The organism is Flavobacterium saliperosum (genome assembly GCF_900100625.1).
GTDB lineage: Bacteria > Bacteroidota > Bacteroidia > Flavobacteriales > Flavobacteriaceae > Flavobacterium > Flavobacterium saliperosum.
This window is the reverse complement of sequence record NZ_FMTY01000003.1, coordinates 7,424-28,750: the sequence shown is the minus strand read 5'-3', so window position 1 is coordinate 28,750 and position 21,327 is coordinate 7,424. Positions and strand designations below refer to the sequence as shown.

18 protein-coding genes and 1 tRNA gene are annotated in these 21,327 nt (G+C 38.8%); 9 read left to right on the top strand and 10 right to left on the bottom strand.

Annotation, left to right across the window (positions count from 1 at the left end):
• Positions 1 to 33: 33 nt before the first annotated feature.
• Positions 34 to 3,903: a type IX secretion system sortase PorU gene (gene porU, locus BLQ05_RS06395; RefSeq protein ID WP_023577360.1), complete on the bottom strand. Its 3,870-nt coding sequence runs from the start codon at positions 3,901 to 3,903 to the stop codon at positions 34 to 36.
• A 211-nt stretch (positions 3,904 to 4,114) separates the two neighbouring features.
• Between porU and gldJ the strand changes: the two genes are divergently transcribed.
• The 6 genes from gldJ to BLQ05_RS06365 all read left to right on the top strand — a co-directional run bounded on the left by gldJ (position 4,115) and on the right by BLQ05_RS06365 (position 10,763).
• On the top strand, positions 4,115 to 5,827 hold the full coding sequence (gene gldJ / locus BLQ05_RS06390; RefSeq protein WP_035654870.1) for a gliding motility lipoprotein GldJ: 1,713 nt from the start codon (positions 4,115 to 4,117) through the stop codon (positions 5,825 to 5,827).
• Between the two features lie 71 nt (positions 5,828 to 5,898).
• On the top strand, positions 5,899 to 7,182 hold the full coding sequence (locus tag BLQ05_RS06385) for a UDP-N-acetylmuramoyl-tripeptide--D-alanyl-D-alanine ligase (protein ID WP_023577362.1): 1,284 nt from the start codon (positions 5,899 to 5,901) through the stop codon (positions 7,180 to 7,182).
• A gap of 122 nt (positions 7,183 to 7,304) precedes the next feature.
• Positions 7,305 to 8,198 carry an alpha/beta fold hydrolase gene (locus BLQ05_RS06380; protein ID WP_023577363.1) on the top strand — a complete coding sequence of 298 codons (894 nt, stop codon included), beginning with the start codon at positions 7,305 to 7,307 and terminating at the stop codon, positions 8,196 to 8,198.
• Between the two features lie 7 nt (positions 8,199 to 8,205).
• Positions 8,206 to 8,709 (top strand): RNA polymerase sigma factor, encoded by a 504-nt coding sequence (locus BLQ05_RS06375; protein WP_035654872.1) that lies wholly within the window; start codon positions 8,206 to 8,208, stop codon positions 8,707 to 8,709.
• A complete protein-coding gene (locus tag BLQ05_RS06370) occupies positions 8,696 to 9,289 on the top strand; it encodes a hypothetical protein (protein WP_035654873.1) in 594 nt (197 codons plus the stop codon). The genes BLQ05_RS06375 and BLQ05_RS06370 overlap by 14 nt, the downstream gene beginning before the upstream one ends.
• 88 nt (positions 9,290 to 9,377) lie before the next feature.
• Positions 9,378 to 10,763, top strand: a complete 1,386-nt coding sequence (locus BLQ05_RS06365; protein WP_023577365.1) for a hypothetical protein — start codon at positions 9,378 to 9,380, stop codon at positions 10,761 to 10,763.
• A 49-nt stretch (positions 10,764 to 10,812) separates the two neighbouring features.
• Here BLQ05_RS06365 and BLQ05_RS06360 read toward each other — a convergent pair.
• The 7 genes from BLQ05_RS06360 to BLQ05_RS06330 form a co-directional block, all read right to left on the bottom strand.
• Positions 10,813 to 10,887 (bottom strand) — tRNA-Val (locus BLQ05_RS06360).
• Between the two features lie 69 nt (positions 10,888 to 10,956).
• Positions 10,957 to 12,171: a bifunctional folylpolyglutamate synthase/dihydrofolate synthase gene (locus BLQ05_RS06355; RefSeq protein WP_035654875.1), complete on the bottom strand. Its 1,215-nt coding sequence runs from the start codon at positions 12,169 to 12,171 to the stop codon at positions 10,957 to 10,959.
• A gap of 27 nt (positions 12,172 to 12,198) precedes the next feature.
• Positions 12,199 to 12,642: an energy transducer TonB gene (locus tag BLQ05_RS06350; protein WP_051365783.1), complete on the bottom strand. Its 444-nt coding sequence runs from the start codon at positions 12,640 to 12,642 to the stop codon at positions 12,199 to 12,201.
• The gene (locus BLQ05_RS06345) at positions 12,642 to 13,442 is read right to left on the bottom strand and encodes an energy transducer TonB (protein WP_023577367.1); all 801 of its coding nucleotides are present in this window, start codon (positions 13,440 to 13,442) and stop codon (positions 12,642 to 12,644) included. The genes BLQ05_RS06350 and BLQ05_RS06345 overlap by 1 nt, the downstream gene beginning before the upstream one ends.
• A 3-nt stretch (positions 13,443 to 13,445) precedes the next feature.
• Positions 13,446 to 13,841, bottom strand: coding sequence for an ExbD/TolR family protein (locus BLQ05_RS06340; protein WP_023577368.1), 396 nt, complete (start codon positions 13,839 to 13,841; stop codon positions 13,446 to 13,448).
• Positions 13,842 to 13,843: 2 nt separating this feature from the next.
• Entirely contained in the window at positions 13,844 to 14,551 is a 708-nt protein-coding gene (locus BLQ05_RS06335) for a MotA/TolQ/ExbB proton channel family protein (RefSeq protein WP_023577369.1), read from the bottom strand.
• A 152-nt stretch (positions 14,552 to 14,703) separates the two neighbouring features.
• Positions 14,704 to 15,930, bottom strand: a complete 1,227-nt coding sequence (locus BLQ05_RS06330) for a Glu/Leu/Phe/Val dehydrogenase dimerization domain-containing protein (protein WP_023577370.1) — start codon at positions 15,928 to 15,930, stop codon at positions 14,704 to 14,706.
• 104 nt (positions 15,931 to 16,034) lie between these two features.
• On the opposite strand from BLQ05_RS06330, the gene BLQ05_RS06325 reads away from it, so the two are divergent.
• Together BLQ05_RS06325 and BLQ05_RS06320 are read left to right on the top strand one after the other, a co-directional pair.
• A complete protein-coding gene (locus BLQ05_RS06325; protein ID WP_023577371.1) occupies positions 16,035 to 16,628 on the top strand; it encodes a TetR/AcrR family transcriptional regulator in 594 nt (197 codons plus the stop codon).
• 50 nt (positions 16,629 to 16,678) lie between these two features.
• Positions 16,679 to 17,515 (top strand): alpha/beta hydrolase, encoded by an 837-nt coding sequence (locus BLQ05_RS06320; protein ID WP_023577372.1) that lies wholly within the window; start codon positions 16,679 to 16,681, stop codon positions 17,513 to 17,515.
• On the opposite strand, the gene BLQ05_RS06315 is transcribed toward BLQ05_RS06320, so the two are convergent.
• The gene (locus BLQ05_RS06315; protein ID WP_035654878.1) at positions 17,505 to 18,578 is read right to left on the bottom strand and encodes an anhydro-N-acetylmuramic acid kinase; all 1,074 of its coding nucleotides are present in this window, start codon (positions 18,576 to 18,578) and stop codon (positions 17,505 to 17,507) included. The genes BLQ05_RS06320 and BLQ05_RS06315 overlap by 11 nt on opposite strands.
• 96 nt (positions 18,579 to 18,674) lie before the next feature.
• Between BLQ05_RS06315 and BLQ05_RS06310 the strand changes: the two genes are divergently transcribed.
• Positions 18,675 to 19,814, top strand: coding sequence for an acyl-CoA dehydrogenase (locus BLQ05_RS06310; RefSeq protein ID WP_023577374.1), 1,140 nt, complete (start codon positions 18,675 to 18,677; stop codon positions 19,812 to 19,814).
• Between the two features lie 68 nt (positions 19,815 to 19,882).
• Here BLQ05_RS06310 and BLQ05_RS06305 read toward each other — a convergent pair.
• On the bottom strand, positions 19,883 to 21,327 hold a 1,445-nt coding region (locus BLQ05_RS06305; protein ID WP_176756871.1), incomplete at its 5' end, for a SprB repeat-containing protein.

Sequence of the window (21,327 nt, the reverse complement as noted above, 5' to 3'; positions counted from 1 at the left end):
GATACTAATTAATTTAACAAATATACTATTTTCTTAAAGTATTACAAGTTTCTCAATTTTTTCTGCCGTTTTATTTGAACTTTGCGACTTCACCGTTAACTTGTAAACATAAACTCCTTTTCCGATTCTGTCTCCAAAATCGTCTTTACCATCCCATTTAATCTCGCGATTAGTGAACCCTACAGTAGTTACCGACTGATTAATGGTTTTAACCACTTTTCCGGTAATGGTCAATATCTGCACCTGAACATCCAGTGTTTCAAACGGCCTGTTGTGCGAAAACCAAAATTCGGTGTAACTCACAAAAGGATTCGGATAATTCAAAACGTTGGAAAGCGCCATTTCCTCATCCCCCATTACAATAAACTGAATTTCAGCTGTTGCGAAGTTGTTATACACGTCCCAAACTTTCAAAGTTAGCGTGTGCAAACCTTTGGCTAAATTTCGGAATGGAAAACGAATATTCCCTTTTGTATAATCATTCGGTTCGGTTTCATAATAATCATTCAGGATATACGGATTGTTCTCATCGCCGTCTAAAATCGCAACGATATCATGACCAATTCCGCTTGCAGTATTAATCCCGTTCTCGTCTTTCAATTCTGCCAAAAATATTGGCGAGGCATTTGTAATTCCACCCGAAACAAACGATTTATCATTCATCCACAACTGTATCCGTGGCGGTAAATTGTCTGCAACCGCATTTGTATTGATACCACCCACTTTAACGGTCAAATCATACCCGGTATTGTTTTCAAGAGGCTGTTTGTTTTTTGCATAAAAACTGACTCTTCCGGTACCCACCGGAATCCTGATATCTCTTGGCACGATAAATCCAAATTCGAATTGCCCGTTAGTCACAGAAGCATTTCCTCTGAAAATGGTTTCTCCCAATGTGGTGAAATTCATTATCTCCAATTGGCCACTACCATTCAACGTACCGTCATTTCCTAATGTGGAACGGTTTAAATCCTTATCAAAAATCTGAACCGCCAAATCACCATTATAATTCGACTGCAGATTATCGAATTCATCCACCACTTCGCCCGCCATTTTCACATAACTCAATGCCTTTAAGGTATCCGTAGGCTGTGTAACCGGCACGTCGTTGATTTTTGTCAAACGTACTTTTGGTTTAGGAATGGCCAATTTCAAAGCCGGATCCCCCACACAAAAAACAACATTACGATCTCCGAAAGCAGCCTGATTTTTAGTTAATCGCAATGCTTCCGCAATGGATTCGTAAGTATTGGAGCCGAATGAAAACAACTTTGAATTCAACACCTGATTGAGGTTTTCCCCTGTTGATATTCCTATTTCCCGGGTAGTTGTAACCAATGCCACCGCACCACCGGCTTTATTCCAAAACATGTATTCACCGGCCGTTGGTCGGAACGGATTGTCAAAACGGGTAAATTCACAAGTTATTGTTACAAACAAAGGATATCTGTACTGGTTCTTTAAATTTTGCGCCGTGGCTTTATCAAAAAGACGCTCCTGAGCCAAACCATCCTCCCCGCCGTGTCCGAAATAATTGAAAACCAAACCGCCACTTTCCAATTCACTCACGAAATCCTCGTTAACCGAAGGATAACGCTCCCCGCCGGCCGCAGTAACCTGCATATAGGAATCGGAATGGATTTTCTTCACATTCATGAATGGTTTTTGCGCATAAAGCTGGTCTGCCAATCCGTCGAGATTTCGTTGTAAAGTGGCATCGGTTGCGTTTTCCGCATCATCGGAAACAATCACATAACGGTTGCGCCATCTTCCAAAGGACTTCTCGTCATGATACTCAATAATCTTATTTACCATTTGATCGGCCTGTTCAGGAGAATTCACAAGCATTCGTCCCACGGCAATATCCAAATCTTTAATAGTCAGCATAGTCCCTTCATCGTCGTGCATCAAGGCATAAAAATCATCCGACATAAAAGTCAGGTAATTTGAGAAGTTAATGGGAGTAGCGCCTGAATTTGACGTTACCCTAAAAAAGGCCTCAAACACGGGAACCACATTGGTATTACCGAAAATCCTGTTTTTATAATCGAAGGAAGCATCCCCAAAAAGATTTACGTATCGTATTTTGTTATTCGGATAAGACGGATTATTAAAATAAATGTATTTTATCAGATTACGAATCGCTCCAATATCCTGTTTCCCTGAGGAAAACTCCTGATAAATTTGCGACAGTTCCACCACTTTCACATTTAGTTGCGAATAATTCCTGTGAAAATTTGCTAACTTTTCAGCCTGTGTTTTTAAAAAAGTGGGAGTAACAATAATATAATCCACATCCACATCAACACCAAGATCATTTTTAAAAATGGTTCCTTTTAAATTCTGATTGGCTATTCGTGAAGCCGATTGACTTGGAGGCGTATAAGCATTAGCCAAGTCCAACGCCACATATTTTCTCACTTCGCCTAAAGCGGCTTTGAACGAGAAGTTTGGCAGGCCCGGATTTTCAATTTTAGATACATTATAAATATCGGAAACATCCCATACCTGAGAAATTCCGGATGCGGAAGACAATTGATATTCTCCAACGCCAACATTTGTTCCGGCCAAGTCATTTCGAAACAAGAACTGCTGTCCGTATCCCTGAAGGTTTCGCTTAGCAACCAGTGAAATATTGTCAAGATACCCATTAGAAGAAGGCACTCCCCCATTATTATAATCCAACTGTATCGAAATGTTTGCCGTAGAGGATGTAAAAGTCCCTTCATAAACTTTCTCATAGGCCGCAACGTGTACGGTAGGATCTAAAGCAGGAAAATCCATGGTATTCAACTCCAGATTATTGGCTTTGATCTTGAAAGAGCTGTTTCCATAGGAAGCAGAAACCGCATTAACTTTTATTTTTACAGGAACCGATGTTGCCAGATTTGGAAAACTGAAATCAAAAGACTGTACGTTTTCAATATTAAAATTATCCCCAACCCATTTTCTCCCTAAACGTCCCACGTTGGTTTTATCCACTTCATAATACTGATAATCATCAAACGTAGTAAAAACCATATCCGCAGGAGTGACCGGCTGTACGTTGGCAGCTATGCGTTTTCCGTTTCCGCCCTGTGAGGTAACGTAATAATATGATTTCGAATCGTAAAGATTAACACTGGTGTCACTGTCGGTATTCCAAACATCAATTCCTTCGGCATAAAACAACACATAATCATCGGAGTCGAAAGCGCCGTCCTCTTCACCAAAGACCTGAATCGCATTTTCTTCCAAATCCATAGGATAAGGAACGGAATTCAATAAAGGTATCATTCTTCCGCCGTTTCCGTAAATCTTAATCCTTTTGGGATCGACATTGGTATCAAATCCCAATTGCTGTAAAAAATTTTTCGAAAGTCGGTAAATTCCGGACTTCTCGATATAGAATCGGTACCAGTCGCCAGAAGACAAAACGGAATTAACAATAGCGGCTCTGGCGGAAGATGGTCGTTCAGAAGACGTCGCACCTGAAAAGGCATAAGCAAACGATTTGACTTTCTTCACCTCATTTCCTACCTTTATAATAGGAGAAAAAGAAAGTAGGACGCTTTGCGCGTCGCGTCCGACGGTATAATCAATGGCACCATTCAGTCCGGCCGGAAGTTTGGCATAAGAAAGATCTTTCAATTCTTCTTTTGCAATGGTTTCATAAACAATATTGGATATCTGCAACGAATTTTCATTTACGGGCGCCTGAACGCTAATTCTTTTGCGGAAAACCAAGGTTTTTTCAACCGAATTAAATTCAAGATTTTCGATTGTAAACTGCGGAATAAGAAAAGGAATGGAATCAATGAAATATTTTTGCGTCGGTTTCCAATCGACTGTAACAGTCCCTTGTTCCTGACCAAAACAAAAAAAAGAAGCAGACAATAATATGAGAAGTAAGTATTTTTTCATTATATTGAAAACGAATTATTTCAAAAGTTATTACAAATAGAGAAAATATTTTCTTTAATAGCTAATTTTACACAATATATATTAAACAAAAGCGTTATCAGAAAGAGGTTTAACACGAATTTATATTTTTTTTAATAATTTATAAAAAAGTTGTTGCAGTTTAATGGTTAATTGCTATATTGCGGCACTAAATTTATTACCTACTTGAAGTATGAAAATTAGAAGAATTATGACTTTACAGATGTTTGCAGCGTTAGCGTTGGCAATATCTTTTACTAGTTGTAGTAAAAAGGGGTCGTCCAAAGGAGGTTCACAGGCAACTGGATGGAAAATCAACGACAAAAAAGGTGGTTTCCAGTACAATGACAAGTTCAAAAAGCAGGAAACTCCTCCGGGAATGGTGGCTATTGAAGGTGGAACATTTACCATGGGTAAAGTTGAAGATGACGTAATGCACGACTGGAACAACACGCCAAACCAACAACACGTTCAATCATTCTACATGGATGAAACTGAAGTAACCAACATGATGTATGCTGAATACTTGTTTTGGTTAAAAACCGTTTTCCCTCCGGATGATGAAAATTACAAAAACATTTACACAGGAGCACTTCCTGACACGTTAGTGTGGAGAAATCGTTTAGGATACAACGAGACGATGACCAACAACTACTTAAGACACCCAGCATACGGAAGTTATCCGGTTGTAGGCGTGAATTGGATTCAAGCTTCTGAATTCAGCAAGTGGAGAACTGACCGTGTTAACGAGGCCATCCTTGAAAGAGAACAATACTTGAAAAAAGACGCTAAAGTAAACGAAGTGGATGCAACAAACACTTTCAGCACCGAAGCTTATTTGGCAAGTCCTTCCACCGCACGTGGCGGGAATGAGGAAATCGTTTTCCGTGGCAAAAAAGGAGCTAAAGGCAAAAATGCCAAGCCTCAAACTACGAAAGACGGAAAAACAATCGAGCCTAAAAACGTATTCGCACAAAGATCTTCAGGTATCATTTTGCCGGAGTACCGACTTCCAACAGAAGCGGAGTGGGAATATGCTGCAGTTGCACTTAACGGAATCCGTGAGTACAACATCTATAAAGGTAAAAAGAAATACCCTTGGAACGGTCAATATACCCGTAGCGGTAAAAGAGCGCAAAGAGGTGATCAATTAGCCAACTTCAAACAAGGTAAAGGAGATTACGGTGGAATTGCGGGTTGGTCTGATGATGGTGCCGATATCACAAACAAAGTTAAATCTTATGCTCCAAATGATTTTGGATTATATGATATGGCTGGTAACGTTGCGGAATGGGTACAAGACGTTTACCGTCCAATGGTAGACGATGAAGCCAACGATTTCAACTACTTTAGAGGTAACGTTTACACCAAAAACAAAATTGGCGAAGACGGAAAAGTTGAAATGGTTACATCTGAAAACGTAAAATATGACACTTTAAGTAACGGTAAAGTAATGGCTAGAAATTTCCCTGGTCAAATTGCTCAAGTACCGGTTGACGAAAACGAAACATATTTAAGATACAACTTCTCTACTTCTGACAACAGAAACTATAGAGATGGTGACAAGCAATCAACCCGCTATTTCAAATTTGCTGATTCTGAAGACGAAGGTGGCGACAAAAAAGGAAGCGATGCGAAAAGAATGTACGATTCACCTAAACACCAAATCTCGGTTGACAGTTTAGGAACAATGAAAAGACAGTTCGATAAATCTTCCAAAAGAACAACTTTAGTAAATGACGATTCAAGAGTTTACAAAGGAGGTTCATGGAGAGACAGAGCTTACTGGTTGGATCCTGCTTCAAGAAGATACTACCCACAAGATATGGCAACAGACTACATTGGTTTCCGTTGCGCAATGTCTAAAGTAGGTCCGAAAGACAACAAGAAAAAACCAAGAGGATAATACACAAAAATTTTCATACTATACTATAAAAGCCCTAACTTAGGGCTTTTATTTTTTTATATACTTTCCTGATGAAAACAGAAGAAATCTACCAGTGTTTTTTACAGAGTACAGGCGTTTGTACCGACACCCGAAAAATTACTTCCGACTGTATATTTTTTGCTTTAAAAGGGGAAAATTTCGACGCTAACGAATTCGCGCAGCAAGCTTTAAACCAAGGCGCCGCTTTTGCAGTAATCGACAATAAAAAATACTTTACCGATGAGGATAAAATGCTTTTGGTAGACGATAGTCTTAAAGCATTACAGCTTTTGGCACACTATCATCGTAAAGAGTTAGGTTTGCCCATAATCGCCTTAACAGGAAGCAACGGAAAAACAACCACAAAAGAATTAATCAACGCGGTTCTTTCCAAAAAATACATCACCAAAGCAACTGTCGGCAATCTGAACAATCACATTGGCGTACCTTTGACCCTGCTTTCTTTCGACGAGGATACCGATATTGGCATCGTGGAAATGGGAGCCAATCATCAAAAAGAAATTGCGTTGCTTTGCGCCATCACCGAACCCGATTACGGCTATATTACCAATTTCGGAAAAGCCCATTTGGAAGGTTTTGGCGGTATTGAAGGGGTTATAAAAGGAAAAAGCGAGTTGTACGAGTATCTGGAACATCAGCAAAAAACAGCATTTGTAAACCTTGATGACCGTATCCAAAAAGAAAAAACGACCTCGCTGACACGCTATACTTTTTCATTGACTGAAAAAAGCGATGTTACCATCGATTCGGTTACTGCAAATCCTATGGTAAAAATTGGTTTTAAAAATCTGGAAATCAATTCCCATCTCATTGGTATTTACAATGCGAACAACATCAATGCGGCACTTACCATCGGGACTTACTTCAACGTAGAAACTCAAGCCATAAAAGAAGCCATTGAAAATTACATTCCTTCCAACAACCGTTCCCAGCTAACCGAAAAAAAGGGGAATAGAATAATCCTTGACGCCTACAATGCCAACCCAAGCAGCATGACAGCCGCCATAGAAAACTTTGTTCAACTCGATGGAGAATCAAAAATCGCCGTATTGGGTGATATGTTTGAACTCGGCAAGGACAGTCTGGAAGAACACAAAAAGATTGTAGAATTATTGATCAAACAACCGAAAATAGAAACCTACTTTATAGGCAAGGATTTTTTCGGAAACAAAACCGAGTATTCTAACTTACATTTTTACGATAGCTTTGAAGCTTTTTCTTCTGCGTTTCAAAAAAGCAATCCGATTGGAAAAACCATACTGATAAAAGGGTCCCGAGGCATGGCACTCGAGCGAACTTTAGAAATATTATAAATTGGTAAGCCGCTATATCAGCGGCTTTTTTATTTTTTTAAAAAAAAATTGCTATTTTTTGTAACAATGATTTGAGTTATGTATCAAAAGAGAAAATCAAACACAAATAAATAAGCAATATCATGAAATCAACAGCTCAAAAATTCCAAAAAAGCAATTTTAAAAAAGTATTCTTCTCCTTTGTGCTTTTAGTAATCACTTCACTAACTTTCGCACAACAGCCATCAGCATTCGAAGTAAAAGTAATCGGAAAAGGACAGCCAATTCTATTAATTCCGGGATACTCCTGTAGTGGTGATGTTTGGAACGAAACCGTAAACCACCTTAAAAACAATTACGAATTACACGTTCTTACATTAGCAGGGTTCGCAGGTGCTAAACCAATTGAAGACGAAGAGATTCTAAAAACCGTGAAGAATCAAATCATTCACTATGTGAAAGAAAAGAAATTAAACAAACCAATGCTAATCGGACACAGTTTAGGTGCCTTCATGACACTTTGGGTGCAAAGCACGGAACCGGAATTGTTCGGAAAAGGCATTTGCGTCGACGGACTTCCCTTCCTTTCTGCCATCGGAAAACCGGAAACTACAGCAGAATCCTTGAAAAGCAGTCCGCAATACAATAAAGAGATGGTCATTGCAAATTTCAAAGCGCTACCCAACGAAGGCTATGTGGCCAACATGACAAAATCCATGCTATATCAGGTGAGCGACAGCATTCGCGCTAAACAAATTGCCGAATGGAGCTACAAGAGCGACCGAAAAACATTGGGAAGCACCATCGTTGAAATGGCGACTACCGACTTAAGAAAAGACATCGCAAACATAAAATCGCCTATATTAGTAATGGCAAGTCTTTTCGGTACCAAAGAAGCCAGTGAAAAAATATACAACGAACAATATGCCCTTTTAAAAAACAAAACCATAAAAGTTGCCGACAGTAAACATTTTATCATGTACGATCAACCGCAGTGGTTTTACAAAGAAATCGATGCCTTTTTAAAAACCAAATAACCAAACCGTGACAAGCAACCAAAATCAAGAAACATTCTTTAAAGAAATTTATGAAACCTATTCACCAAAAGTGCATCGACTGTGTCTTGGATATACAGGAGACACAATGGAAGCGGACGACTTACTTCAGGAAGTGTTCATAAAAGCGTGGCAAAATCTGGATAAATTTCGAGGGGATTCGCAAATCAGCACTTGGATTTACCGAATAGCGGTTAATACCTGTCTGTATCATTTACGAAGTCAGAAAAACAAAAAAAGTGTTGATATCGACAAAGCGATAATCAAAAAAGAAGAGGAAACCGACGACAAAGAACAACAGATACAGCTTTTATACAAATGCATCAGCGAACTTTCGGAAGCGGATCGGTTAATCATCACCTTATTACTGGAAGAGGTTCCTTATAATGAAATTGCCGCCGTAACCGAAATCTCAGAAGGCAATTTAAGAGTCAAAATCCACCGAATAAAACAACAGTTAAGTACTATTTACGCGAGATATGAAAGAATTTGATACCCTACAGGAACTCTGGAAACAACAGAAGCAAAATCCGCTTCCGGACGTAACCATAATCATAACGAAAGCAAAAAAGGAAAAACAATCCATGGCGAACAAAATAATCATTCAGGTTGCAACCTTATTGTTGGCTGTAGTAGCGATAATCATGGTAGTAGCGGCTATAGATTTCAAAATGGCGACAACTTACATCGGTGTGGGCTTAATGTTCCTAACAATAATCGCTTTTTCTGCAATTCGACTCTATCAGATGTACAGACTGAGAAATATCGATTTGACGCAAAATCCGAAAGAGGTTTTATCCGAATTGGAAACCTTCTATGCTTTTCAGCAATTTGTAAACACGAAATGCACGCTGGCCTACTTTATCCTATTGAATATAGCCTTTGGGTTTTATTTTATCGAGGTGATGCAACCCATGTCGACAATGACAAAAGCGATTGTTTTGGCGGTGTATATTGCCTGGATGCTCATAGCCTATTTCTATCTGGGCAAAAAACAGAAAGAGAAAGAACATGCCAGAACCAAAACCATCATTGACAGTATTAAGAAAATCGAAAAGGAGTACGAGCAATAGAAAAAAGTAGGGATAAAAAAAATCGCACATTATTGTTTAAAAAAATGAAATAAACGATATAACTTTACATCCCATATAAAAATCACCTATGAAACAATTTTTAACTTCTGTTACTTTAATCTTTTCGTGTTTCGGATTCGCGCAAAATACTATTTTTGAAAAGAAATTTGAAGAAAAACAACTTGTAAATCCGCAGTTTAGCAACGAAAATGAAAAACTTTATTTTTCTATCAACAATCCTCCAAGCTATTACTTTAACGACCTTATAGCAGTAGATGAAACTGGAAAAGTTGAGGAGATTTCTAAGAACCAAAAGTTCGTTAATGTGTATTTTTCTAAAGAACCCGGAGTTTACAGGATGTTGAATGAAGGTAATACATATACTATTGGTAATTCTGAAAAAATTAGCGGGCAATTAAAAATGAATAACCTTAACAATCGGGAAGAATTAAATCATAACTTCAACGGCACGCATGAAATCTTCTTCACCAATAAAAAAGGCAAAGAAATTAATCTGCTCCAAGACGAAGTCTACGTTAATCAATTGTCTGTAGCAACAGGCACGAAAAACAATTTTTCATTAAAAGCGCCGGATGTAAACAGGCTCAATGGTCCTGGTTTTATCAAATCAAAAAAAATAGGCCTGAAAGGGTACGTTAAAAAGGAACATTTTGAGATTATCACAAAATCAATTAGCAGCGACTATCATAAAAATGTGATTTATAAATCTTTGTACGACTTTCAGGGAAAACCACTGGGAGAAATAGTTTATGAAATTGATTTAAAGGATAAATTTTTGATTACCTCCACTAACGGAGGCGGCTATTCCGAATCGTATGGTCAAAGCAACAGAACGATATTTTCGGATGATTTGTCAATAAATAATTTTTATGAAGATTTGGCTAATGGCGAATTTTATGTTTATGGGATTTACAGCGATAAGGCATCCGAATTAAACAAAACAGTCAAAGTAAATGGCTATTATGTCTTCAAATTTGGCAAAAACGGTAACAAAATATGGGAATCCGTTAACAATTTTGAAGATGAAGGCGATTTAAACCGCTCATATTCCCCTGCACAAATCAGCACATCCTTAGCGGAATTTAAAGAGAATTTATATTTCTCATTAGCAGTCAACGACCATAAGGAATTCATGCATTACGCAATTTTAGATAAAGCTGCCGGAACGGTGAACAAAAAAAATAAGATGCTCTTTTCGGAATCCACTTTTAGTTCTTTTTCTACGGCTCGAAAATTTCTTTCCAAACTTGATGGATTTACAAATCTTAAAAACAAAACATTTGACGATAACACCATAATGGCGGTAGACAACAATGAAGTCTTGAAAAAGTACATTAATGACCAACAAGTTGAAAAAGGAAACGAGATCCACTATGTATCATCGTTTATAAACAACAAAATTTGGGTTGTTGCCTATGATAACAAAAGGTATTTTAAAGTAACTACATTTTAAAACCTATATCGGTAATAAAAAAAGCACTTCAATTTTTTTGTTTTTTTTGTGGGCGATGAGGGGTTCGAACCCCCGACCCCCTCGGTGTAAACGAGGTGCTCTGAACCAGCTGAGCTAATCGCCCTTTTATCAATTAATGTTCCCATTAACAGGCTGCAAATATAGCGGTATTTTTTACTTCTGCAAAATTATTTTACAAAATTTCTGCAACCACAAATGTACTTCCGCCAATGTAAATAAAGTCCTTTTCTTTAGAAACCTGCAAAGCACTTGCATAAGCTTCTGAAACAGAATCACATACTTTGCCTTTCAAACCATAATCAGCGGCTTTTTGATGAAGAATCTTCGCATCCAAACCACGGGAAACATTCGGTTTACAGAAAAAATAATTCGCGTTTTTAGGGAATAACGGCAAAATAATATCCAAATCTTTATCATTAACTACCCCCAAAACAAAATGCAAACGCTCAAAATTTTCATTTTGAATCTGATTGAGTACAATTTTCAATCCGTGACCGTTGTGTGCCGTATCGCAAATCACTTTAGGATTGGAATGAATCTGTTGCCAACGCCCCAACAAACCGGTATTCTTTACAACATGCAACAGTCCGCTCTTCAGATTTGTTTCCGATATATTAAAATGCGATTTTAAAACTTCAATAGCCTGCACCACCGTTTTTTTGTTGTGAAACTGATAATCGCCCAATAAGCCGCAAGGATAGTCTTCCTTTACCAAATCGGATGCGAAATAAAGTTGTGAAGCACATTCTTTGGCTTTTGCCACAAAAACCGGCTTCGTTTCATTAGTGTATTCACCAATTACTACAGGAACATTCGGCTTGATAATCCCTGCTTTTTCATAGGCAATCGCTTCCAGCGTGTTCCCTAAAAACTGCGTGTGATCGAATCCGATATTGGTAATTACTGAAACCAAAGGCGTAATGATATTGGTGGAATCCAATCGACCACCCATGCCGACTTCAATCACGGCAACATCAACTTTCGATTTGGCAAAATAATCAAAAGCCAAGCCTACTGTCATTTCAAAAAAACTCAATTGGTTTTCCTCAAAAAACGATTGGTTATCGGCAATAAAACCGACAACGAAATCTTCCGAAATCTCAATCCCGTTGATTTTTATCCGTTCCCGAAAATCCTTTAAATGCGGCGAAGTATACAAACCTACCTTATACCCGGCTTCCTGTAACACCGAAGCAATCATCGATGACGTCGAACCCTTTCCGTTAGTTCCAGCCACATGAATGCATTTGACAGTTCGTTCCGGATTTCCCAGATGTTTGGCAAGTAAAAGGGTATTCGTTAAATCTTTCTTATATGCCGAAGCGCCTTGCTGTTGATACATAGGCAATTGGGCAAACATCCAATATAAAGTTTGTTGGTAATTCATAACAAAAAAGAATAGCTTTTGACTATCTTATTTAAAATTAACCACAACAAACCCTATCTGACTTTCAGGAGCGGATTTGTTTGGTCTCCATTTATAGTTTTTGATTATAGACAAAGCAGGCTCAACTAAACAAAGATTACTACTCGTTGAACCTTTAGAAAGATTAGCCTCAACAACATTTCCTTTTTTATCAATTTTAATCTGAAACACCAATCTTCCTTTATCAACACAAGAAACAGAAATAGTTTCAGATTTACTCAATTCTCTATCCAATAAAGCCCAACTGATTATATCATCAATATGATTAACAATTTTCTTGTTCTCGGGTCTTCCATAAAAAACACTTTCAAAACGTTCAAATTTTCTTTGAAGTCCCGGATAATCCCCTCCAACACCGTGTGATGTACCTAATTGCTGAGAAAAACAATTGACATTAAAAATGAAAAATGAAACAAAAAGTAACTGTTTCACTATTCTCCTAATTTAAAATTGATTACAATAAATCCGATTTGAGTATCCGGCGCATTATTGTCGGCATGCCATTTGAATTTTCGGGCTGTTGCCAAGGCCGGCACAATCAAACACTGATTCGTGTTGGTAGTTCCTTTTACATATTGAGCTGCGATAACATTCCCGCTTTTATTAACGGTAACCTGTACCACCACGCGTCCTTCTTCGTTACAATCCTGCACCTGTTTCCCTCCGCTGGACAACTTTCTTCCTTTCAACCCCCAACTGGTACCACTTCCGGAACCTGTGCCCGTTCCACTTCCGTAGAAACTGTTCGAATACCGGTCTCCGTTAGGATCGCCTTTATCTCCCGGAACACCATCATCGCCGTGACCCCCTTCGACCCCATCGGATTTCGGACCGTTAATCAGACTGGAAAGCGCATCGGAAGTTGATTTTGTAGGCGTTGGCTTCGGAGCTACTTTAGGTTTAACTTCTGTAGTCGTATTGCTTTTGGTATCTGCCGTTTTAATTACCGGCGCTTTCGTATTGGTTTGCGTCGTTATGTTTTGCGCCACCGATTTCACCGGCTCTGCCGCTTGTTGTTGCGGTGAGGTTTTTATAGGCTCCATTGGCTGTACTTCTCCCTGTCCAACATTGGATGTTCCGAAATTAATGGCAATTTCGCCACCTTCAAAAACTTCCGGCACATTCGGGTCGTCTTTTAAAATATACAGAAAAAACCATAGGAACATCAGCACGAAAAGAATCGTGGTAATTGTAAAAGAACGTTTCTGATGTTTCGTTTCCAGTAATACCATACGTTATTTAGGCGCTACCGCCAATACGATTTTATATTTATTTCTGTAAGCAATATCCATTACTTTAACGGCATTTTCAATGGGCACCCCTTTCGCAACGTGCAAAACAATGTTGGGTTCCTTTTGGTTTCCTAACCTGCTTTTGAGTGCATTTTCCAATTCTTCTGCAGGAAACGGATCCTTGTCTATAAAATAATTGGATTTATCATCGACACTGACGGAAATATTTTCAACCTCATCAGCCTGTCCGTCGGAATTGGGTAAAACCAGATCCAGGGCATTGGTGGTGGTCATCGTAGTCACCGCAATCATAAAAAAGATCAGCAATAAAAAAACGATGTCAGTCATGGACGACATGTTGAACTCGGCATTTACCTTATTTCTTCCGCGTAAATTCATAATTAAATAGGATCATTTAATAAATCAAGGAAATCCACTACGTTCACTTCCATCATGTGTACCACTTTATCTGTAATACTCACCAGGTGATTGTAACCCACATAAGCGATAATTCCAACTATCAGCCCCACAACCGTGGTCATCATTGCCGTATAAATCCCTTCTGCCAGTACACTCATCTCAATTTTATTCGAACCGCTGGCGGCCATTTCATGAAACGCCATTACCATTCCCACAACCGTACCCAGGAAACCCGTCATCGGTCCAGCTCCGGAAATAGTTGCCAACATACTTACATTTTTCTCCAATTTATACACTTCCAGCTTTCCTGCATTTTCAATAGCGATGTTAATGTCTTCCAATGGTTTTCCGATTCGGGAAATACCTTTTTCAATCAAGCGCGCAACGGGCGAATTGGTTGAGGCACACAACACTTTAGCATTATCTAACTTCCCTTGTTGCAAATGCATTTTTATTTGGGTCATAAAAGTCTGATCCATTTTAGAAGCCGCTTTAATTGCCATTAATCTTTCAATGTAAAGATAAATCGCAAAAAACAACATGATGAAAATCGAAACCATGATGACCTGTCCTACCAAACCACCACTAAAGATAATATCCATCAGTGTCAATTCTTTTTTTGTTGCAACTTCGCCTGCCACTTGTGTTGCCGCCTGGCTTAATGTATCCACCTGAAGTAATAAACTCATAATTGTATTTGATTTATTAAATGTAACGCTAATATAGTCTAAAAATTGTTGCGTAAATATATCTTTAATTTAAGCGTAAAACAAAAAATTCCTTTACGTGAATAAAGGAATTTTTATATTTCCATCTTTCGACAGATTATATTTAGCAAGAATTATACCAATTGTTTTAAAGCGATTTCAAAAGCTCTGGCACTGATGTTTTTCTTATCAGAACTAACATTGTATGTTTTCTGGATGGCCGCTTTGATGATCTCCGAAGTATCGTTAAAGATGGCCTCGTCGGTCATCGCCACTTTTTTCTCCATGAAATAGGCAAAAACACGCGCCATACCGCAGTTGGAAATAAAGTCGGGAATCAAGCTCACTTTGCTGTCCACCTCTTCCATAATTGGTCCGAAGAAAATTTCCTTATCCGCAAAAGGCACGTTGGCACCACAGGAAATCACTTCCAGTCCGGCTGCCGTCATACTGTCCACCTGCGCTTTAGTCACCAATCGTGAAGCCGCACACGGAGCGAAAATTTCAGCACCGATCGACCAGATTTTCTCATTGATTTCCGCAAACGGAATCATTTTATCCGAAACTAATGTATTACCGTTTTTGTTTAAGAACAACGTTCTGATTTCTTCGAAAGTGAATCCGTTTTCGTTGATTACACCACCGTCACGGTCGATAATTCCCACTACTTTCGCACCCATTTCCGCCAAGTAAAAAGCAGCCGCAGACCCTACGTTACCGAATCCCTGAACGATTGCTTTTTTACCCACCACATTTCCACCGTAAATATCATAAAAATGACGCACGGCCTGTGCCACTCCATAACCGGTAATCATGTCGGCTACGGTATATTTTCGATTGATATCCGGAGAGAAAGTCGTATTTTCAATCACTTTTACCACACCCTGACGCAATTGTCCGATACGGTTAATTTTATCGGCTTCCGTTGGTTTGAAATGTCCGTTAAAAACACCTTCCTGCGGATGCCAAACACCACAAGCTTCCGTCATTGGGATTACTTCATGGATTTCGTCTACATTTAAGTCGCCACCAGTTCCGTAGTAGCTTTTCAATAACGGGGAAACCGCTTTATACCAACGTTGTAACACGTCTTTTTTTCTTGGATCGTTCGGATCAAAATTAATTCCCGATTTCGCACCACCTATAGCAGGACCGGAAACTGAAAACTTCACTTCCATGGTTTTCGCCAATGAAAGCACTTCGTTCATATCCAAACCTTTACGCATACGCGTTCCTCCACCCGCAGCACCGCCACGCAGGGAATTGATTACCGTCCATCCTTCTGCATCTGTTTCTGCATCTTTCCAATGGAACACTACTTCCGGTTCTTTATTTTCAAATTTCTTTAATAAATCCTTCATCTGTAAAATTTAATTTTGATATGCAAAGCTAGGGTGTTTCAAACAATGTAAAAAAGAAAATTTATTTTTTTTTGATATTTAGATACCGATTGGTATCTTTGCATATGCGATCATCGGAATTGACAAAAGCAAAAGTGCTGAAAGAAGCGACTGCCCTTTTTAACACGAAAGGGTATAAATCCACGTCATTAAGCGATATAACTGAGGCTACAGGCTTGACCAAAGGCGCCATTTACAGGCACTTTGAGAGTAAAGAAAGTCTGGAAATTGAAGCTTTCCAAAAAATGATGCAGGCTATTTTTTTGGCGTTAAACGAGAAAATCAAAGCGGAAAACAACACAAGGGACAAGCTCTTTTGTGTACTGAATTTATTTCAAAGTTACATTACAAATCCATTCATTATTGGCGGTTGCCCGTTGCTGAATGTTGCCGTGGAAGTTGATGACACCAATTTGGAATTGAAGCAAAAAGCACAACAGGCCTTAGCTGTTTTTCGCGATTCTGTGGAGAAAATAATCATCAATGGAAAAACACACAAACAAGTTAGGAATTTAGTGAACGAAAAATTAGTCGCAACTATCCTAATATCAACACTTGAGGGTGGTGTAATGATGAGTAAACTGCAAAATTCAAATGCCGATATTGAAATTGTGGTCAACCATTTAAAAAACTGGATTGTTTCGGACATCTTACTGTAAAAAAATTTATATAATTTGATACCAATCGGTATCTTAAAATAAAAATAATCATGAATTCTAAAAAAATAATGCAAAAATCCATAGGATTTTATTTCAATTTCCTCTCATTTGCACATCCGAAAAAACTAAAAAAAGAAGGTTTTCTGCTTTTTTGCAATCCATTTGCCCGAAAAGTGAAACCGCATCAATTGGAATTCTTACAAAAAGGAATGGCGGACAACTTTACAATGGAAGGTTACAAAATCCAGACTTACAAATGGGGCAACGGAAGTAAAAAAACACTTTTGGTTCATGGTTGGGCCAGCCATTCATTCCGTTGGAAAAACTATATTGAGCATTTGGTTAAAAACGACTTTACAGTGTATGCGTTAGATGCACCGGCTCATGGTCTATCTTCAGGGAAGTCCATTCATGTGGTTTTGTATGCCAAGGTTATCAACACTTTTTTAGAAAAAAAATCGGAGATTTCATCCATTGTAAGTCATTCCATCGGCGGATTCGCTACCACTTATTTTTTAGATCACTACAAAGAACATACTATTGAAAAAGCAGTCATCATGGGTGCACCCGGAGAAGCTTCCGATTTTTTCGATTTTTACAAACAAACTTTAGGATTAACGACGAAATCCGTCAACTTAATAATCGATGAATTTCAGGAACAATTAGGAAAGTTACCCAGTTATTTTTCGAGTGCCCAATTTGCTGAAAACATTGCTATTCCGGCTTTAATCATACATGATAAAGATGATCTGGCCACTAATTTTAATTATTCCGTCCGATTAAACAAACATTGGAAAAACAGCCAACTGCTACTCACCGAAGGATTGGGTCATGACTTAAAAAGCAAGGAATTGATAAAAAAAGTTACCGATTTTGTTATGAACTAAATTCATGAATTTTCCCGGAACAATGATCGTGCTTTGCCCCCGTAACACTGGCCAGTACATTTATCTCGTTTCTTAGTTTCAATACACCCAGCAAGGCAAAAATAAGCGCTTCTTTAAATTCGATGGTTTTGGCATCCGGTATTATAATCTGCATTTGAGGGAGGTAAAAACGCATCCGTTCGATTAAGAAATCGTTGTAAGCACCACCTCCGGTAACCAAAAGTTTCCCTTGTTCTGAAGGTAACGCCGCTGCCATCTGAAAAGCGACATGTTCGGTAAACGTTCGCAATTTATCTTCAATGGAAATGGAGTGTTTTTCTATTAGCGGAAGTACTGTTCCTTTTACGAATTCGAATCCGAGTGATTTCGGATATGCTTTTTGGTAGAAATCTAAGGCGTTTAATTCTGACAGCAATTCTTCTGAAATTGTTCCGGTTCGGGTAATACGTCCTTTATCGTCGTATTTCAATCCTAGCTTGTCGGCATAAAAATTCAGCACCGTATTGACCGGTGAAATATCGAAGGCGATTCGTTTACCGCCTTCTTCAAAAGACACATTGGAAAATCCGCCGAGATTCAGACAACAATCAAACTCGGAAAACAGAATCCGGTCACCAATAGGTACTAACGGAGCGCCTTGCCCACCGAGTTGCACATCCTGAACACGAAAATCGCAAACCACTTTCTGATGGGTCAATTGGGCTATTGCCGGAAGATTGCCTATCTGTAACGTAAATCCGTTTTGGGGTTGGTGCAGAATTGTATGTCCGTGTGAACAAACCGCATCGAGATGTTCAAGTTGGTGTTTTTGAATGAAATCGGAGATGATTTCAGCTAATAATGTAGTGTAGTTTTCGTTGAGTTTTTTTAGATCGGCCTTCGAAAAATCTACTGCTTTCTTCAATTGGTCAACCCATTGATCAGAATAGCTAATCGTTTCACTTTCAAAAATCTGAAAGGTCCATTTCCCGTTTTCAACACTAAAATGAATGTGTGCCAAATCCACACCATCGAGTGAAGTACCCGACATGACACCAACAACGTTATACCTCTTATTTTGCATGGGTTAAAATTAGACAATCCTATTGAAAATATGATATTTATGGCCTATATTTGGAAACTTTTTTAAAGGACATACAAACAAAACACTGAAAATAAAATGAATTTTAATTTAAGCGAAGAACAGTTGATGATTCAGCAGGCCGCAAGAGATTTTGCTCAAACTGAATTGTTACCGGGTGTAATTGAAAGAGACGAGCACTCAAAATTCCCTACAGAACAAGTAAAGAAAATGGCGGAACTTGGTTTCCTGGGAATGATGGTAGATCCTAAATACGGAGGAGCCGGATTGGACAGCGTTTCTTATGTTTTGGCAATGGAAGAAATTGCGAAAGTGGATGCTTCGGCTGCGGTAGTAATGTCTGTAAATAACTCTTTGGTTTGTGCCGGTTTGGAAAAATATTGCACGGAAGAGCAAAAAATGAAATATCTTGTGCCACTTGCTAAAGGAGACGTTATTGGTGCTTTTTGTTTATCGGAGCCTGAAGCAGGATCTGATGCTACATCGCAAAAAACAACTGCCATTGATATGGGAGACCATTATTTATTAAATGGTACTAAAAACTGGATTACCAATGGTGGTACAGCGTCTACTTATCTTGTAATCGCTCAAACCGATATTGAAAAAGGACATAAAGGCATTAATGCTTTTATTGTTGAAAAAGGTTGGGAAGGTTTCTCAATTGGTCCAAAAGAAAAGAAAATGGGTATTCGTGGTTCTGATACACACTCTTTAATGTTTAGTGATGTTAAAGTTCCTAAAGAAAACAGAATTGGTGAAGATGGCTTCGGATTCGCTTTTGCAATGTCAACTTTAAATGGTGGACGTATTGGTATTGCTTCACAAGCTTTAGGTATTGCACAAGGAGCTTACGAACTGGCTTTGAAATATGCTCAGGAGCGTGTGGCGTTCAAAAAACCGATTTTCCAACATCAGGCCATTGCTTTCAAATTGGCCGATATGGCAACACAAATAACCGCTGCAAGAATGCTATGTTACAAAGCCGCTTGTGAAAAAGATGCGGGTCAGGACATTTCCCACTCTGGTGCGATGGCAAAATTATATGCTTCTGAAGTGGCTATGAATACGACAATTGAGGCGGTTCAGATTCACGGAGGAAACGGTTATGTGAGTGAGTACCACGTTGAGCGTATGATGCGTGATGCCAAAATCACTCAGATTTATGAAGGAACATCTGAAATTCAGCGAATTGTGATTTCAAGAGGATTGGTAAAATAATCCCTAAACACTTATAAATTAAAAAGGCCGGTATTTAAACCGGCCTTTTTTTTGATTATCATGAAAATTTAATTTTTGGAAACTACTTTTTTAGTGCTCACCCCTTTATCGGTAATCACTTTTACGAAAAACATTTGTCCTTCACCGTGATTAAAAGTGAAATCCAATCGAACTTCTTTATTGAAGTAGGCATCAGCATCATTATAAGCCATAACGAAAAGCCCTTTCGCATCATACACTTCAATTCGCGCTTTTGACTGATAATCGAACTCATATCTGACATTGATATATTCTTTGAAAGGAATCGGATATGCGGAGAACATAGCTTCCGTTGAAGATTCGGAACTTTGGGCTGCGACTGCATCAACAGGTACAGAAACACTTACTCTACATTCATCGAATCCTCTGTTAATAGCATCAACAGCGGCATTTACATCTGAAGGAGACGGTAAACCTGCAACTCCTCCCAATACATTATTAGCCAAGATAAACAGATTATTTACAGTAGCCCCACCATTATTAGTCAGATAAGTAATCACTGACTGTGGAATTGTAAATACCTGAATAGAACTCATATCTGGAATGTCCGAACCACAATCCACATCTGCCGTAGCAAAAGTGGTTTCTAATTCTACCGCTCCTAATCCCGGATCTAACGATTTATTGAAGAATAAGGTCATTGTTTGTGACAACAATACATTACCAATAGCTCCATATTTACCACGACCACTGCTTATAGGAACATAACCCCATGTCGCAGTATTACCGTAAGTAGCTATTCCAGTCAACGCTCTTGGTGTTCCGCCACCAGGAAGCATTTTGAAAATATTATTATCCGCAATCACCGGATTACCATTTACATCGGACAAGTATAATGTGAAATATTTATTATTGGCAACACTACCAAATCGGAAGAATCCTCCTGCTTGAGTAACCGCATTAACTATAATCTGATGGTCGTATGTTGGTAAGCCGTCCGGAGTACAAGCCGATCCGTTATAAGCTCCGTAATATCCTTGTGTATAGGTACAATTTGGACCTTCACATGGAATCAAATCAACAGTTTCAGAATCGCTAATTTCACAATCGTTCGCATCCACTACTCTTATGGTGTAACTTCCAGTTCCAAGATTCGTAAAATTATATGGTGATGCAACTTCTCCAACGCTAACATCATTAAGATAAACTGTATATGGCGGTGTACCTCCTGAGAATTCAGCAGTTATACTTCCGGTTTCAGTTCCCACACAGTTTTCAGGATCGGAAGACAATATAAGGCCAAGTCCAGCTTCTGGCTGACTGATTACCGTACTGTTTTCGGCACGACAGCCGCCTGTATTTCCATTGGCATCCGTAATTACAACACTATAAGTACCCGCAACCAATCCCGACAAATCCTGATCGTCTTCCTGACCGGCAGGAACCACACCTCCATTAGAAGCGGTCCATGCATAAGCATAAGGCGGTGTACCTCCCGATGGCGTTAAATCAATCGATCCGGTGGCCGCACCAT

What these genes read in the sequence shown, in the direction of transcription:
- porU (WP_023577360.1), bottom strand. Translation starts at nt 3,903, where the DNA reads ATGAAAAAATACTTACTTCTCATATTATTGTCTGCTTCTTTTTTTTGT.
- gldJ (WP_035654870.1), top strand. Translation starts at nt 4,115, where the DNA reads ATGAAAATTAGAAGAATTATGACTTTACAGATGTTTGCAGCGTTAGCG.
- BLQ05_RS06385 (WP_023577362.1), top strand. Translation starts at nt 5,899, where the DNA reads ATGAAAACAGAAGAAATCTACCAGTGTTTTTTACAGAGTACAGGCGTT.
- BLQ05_RS06380 (WP_023577363.1), top strand. Translation starts at nt 7,305, where the DNA reads ATGAAATCAACAGCTCAAAAATTCCAAAAAAGCAATTTTAAAAAAGTA.
- BLQ05_RS06370 (WP_035654873.1), top strand. Translation starts at nt 8,696, where the DNA reads ATGAAAGAATTTGATACCCTACAGGAACTCTGGAAACAACAGAAGCAA.
- BLQ05_RS06365 (WP_023577365.1), top strand. Translation starts at nt 9,378, where the DNA reads ATGAAACAATTTTTAACTTCTGTTACTTTAATCTTTTCGTGTTTCGGA.
- BLQ05_RS06355 (WP_035654875.1), bottom strand. Translation starts at nt 12,171, where the DNA reads ATGAATTACCAACAAACTTTATATTGGATGTTTGCCCAATTGCCTATG.
- BLQ05_RS06345 (WP_023577367.1), bottom strand. Translation starts at nt 13,442, where the DNA reads ATGGTATTACTGGAAACGAAACATCAGAAACGTTCTTTTACAATTACC.
- BLQ05_RS06340 (WP_023577368.1), bottom strand. Translation starts at nt 13,841, where the DNA reads ATGAATTTACGCGGAAGAAATAAGGTAAATGCCGAGTTCAACATGTCG.
- BLQ05_RS06335 (WP_023577369.1), bottom strand. Translation starts at nt 14,551, where the DNA reads ATGAGTTTATTACTTCAGGTGGATACATTAAGCCAGGCGGCAACACAA.
- BLQ05_RS06330 (WP_023577370.1), bottom strand. Translation starts at nt 15,930, where the DNA reads ATGAAGGATTTATTAAAGAAATTTGAAAATAAAGAACCGGAAGTAGTG.
- BLQ05_RS06325 (WP_023577371.1), top strand. Translation starts at nt 16,035, where the DNA reads ATGCGATCATCGGAATTGACAAAAGCAAAAGTGCTGAAAGAAGCGACT.
- BLQ05_RS06320 (WP_023577372.1), top strand. Translation starts at nt 16,679, where the DNA reads ATGAATTCTAAAAAAATAATGCAAAAATCCATAGGATTTTATTTCAAT.
- BLQ05_RS06315 (WP_035654878.1), bottom strand. Translation starts at nt 18,578, where the DNA reads ATGCAAAATAAGAGGTATAACGTTGTTGGTGTCATGTCGGGTACTTCA.
- BLQ05_RS06310 (WP_023577374.1), top strand. Translation starts at nt 18,675, where the DNA reads ATGAATTTTAATTTAAGCGAAGAACAGTTGATGATTCAGCAGGCCGCA.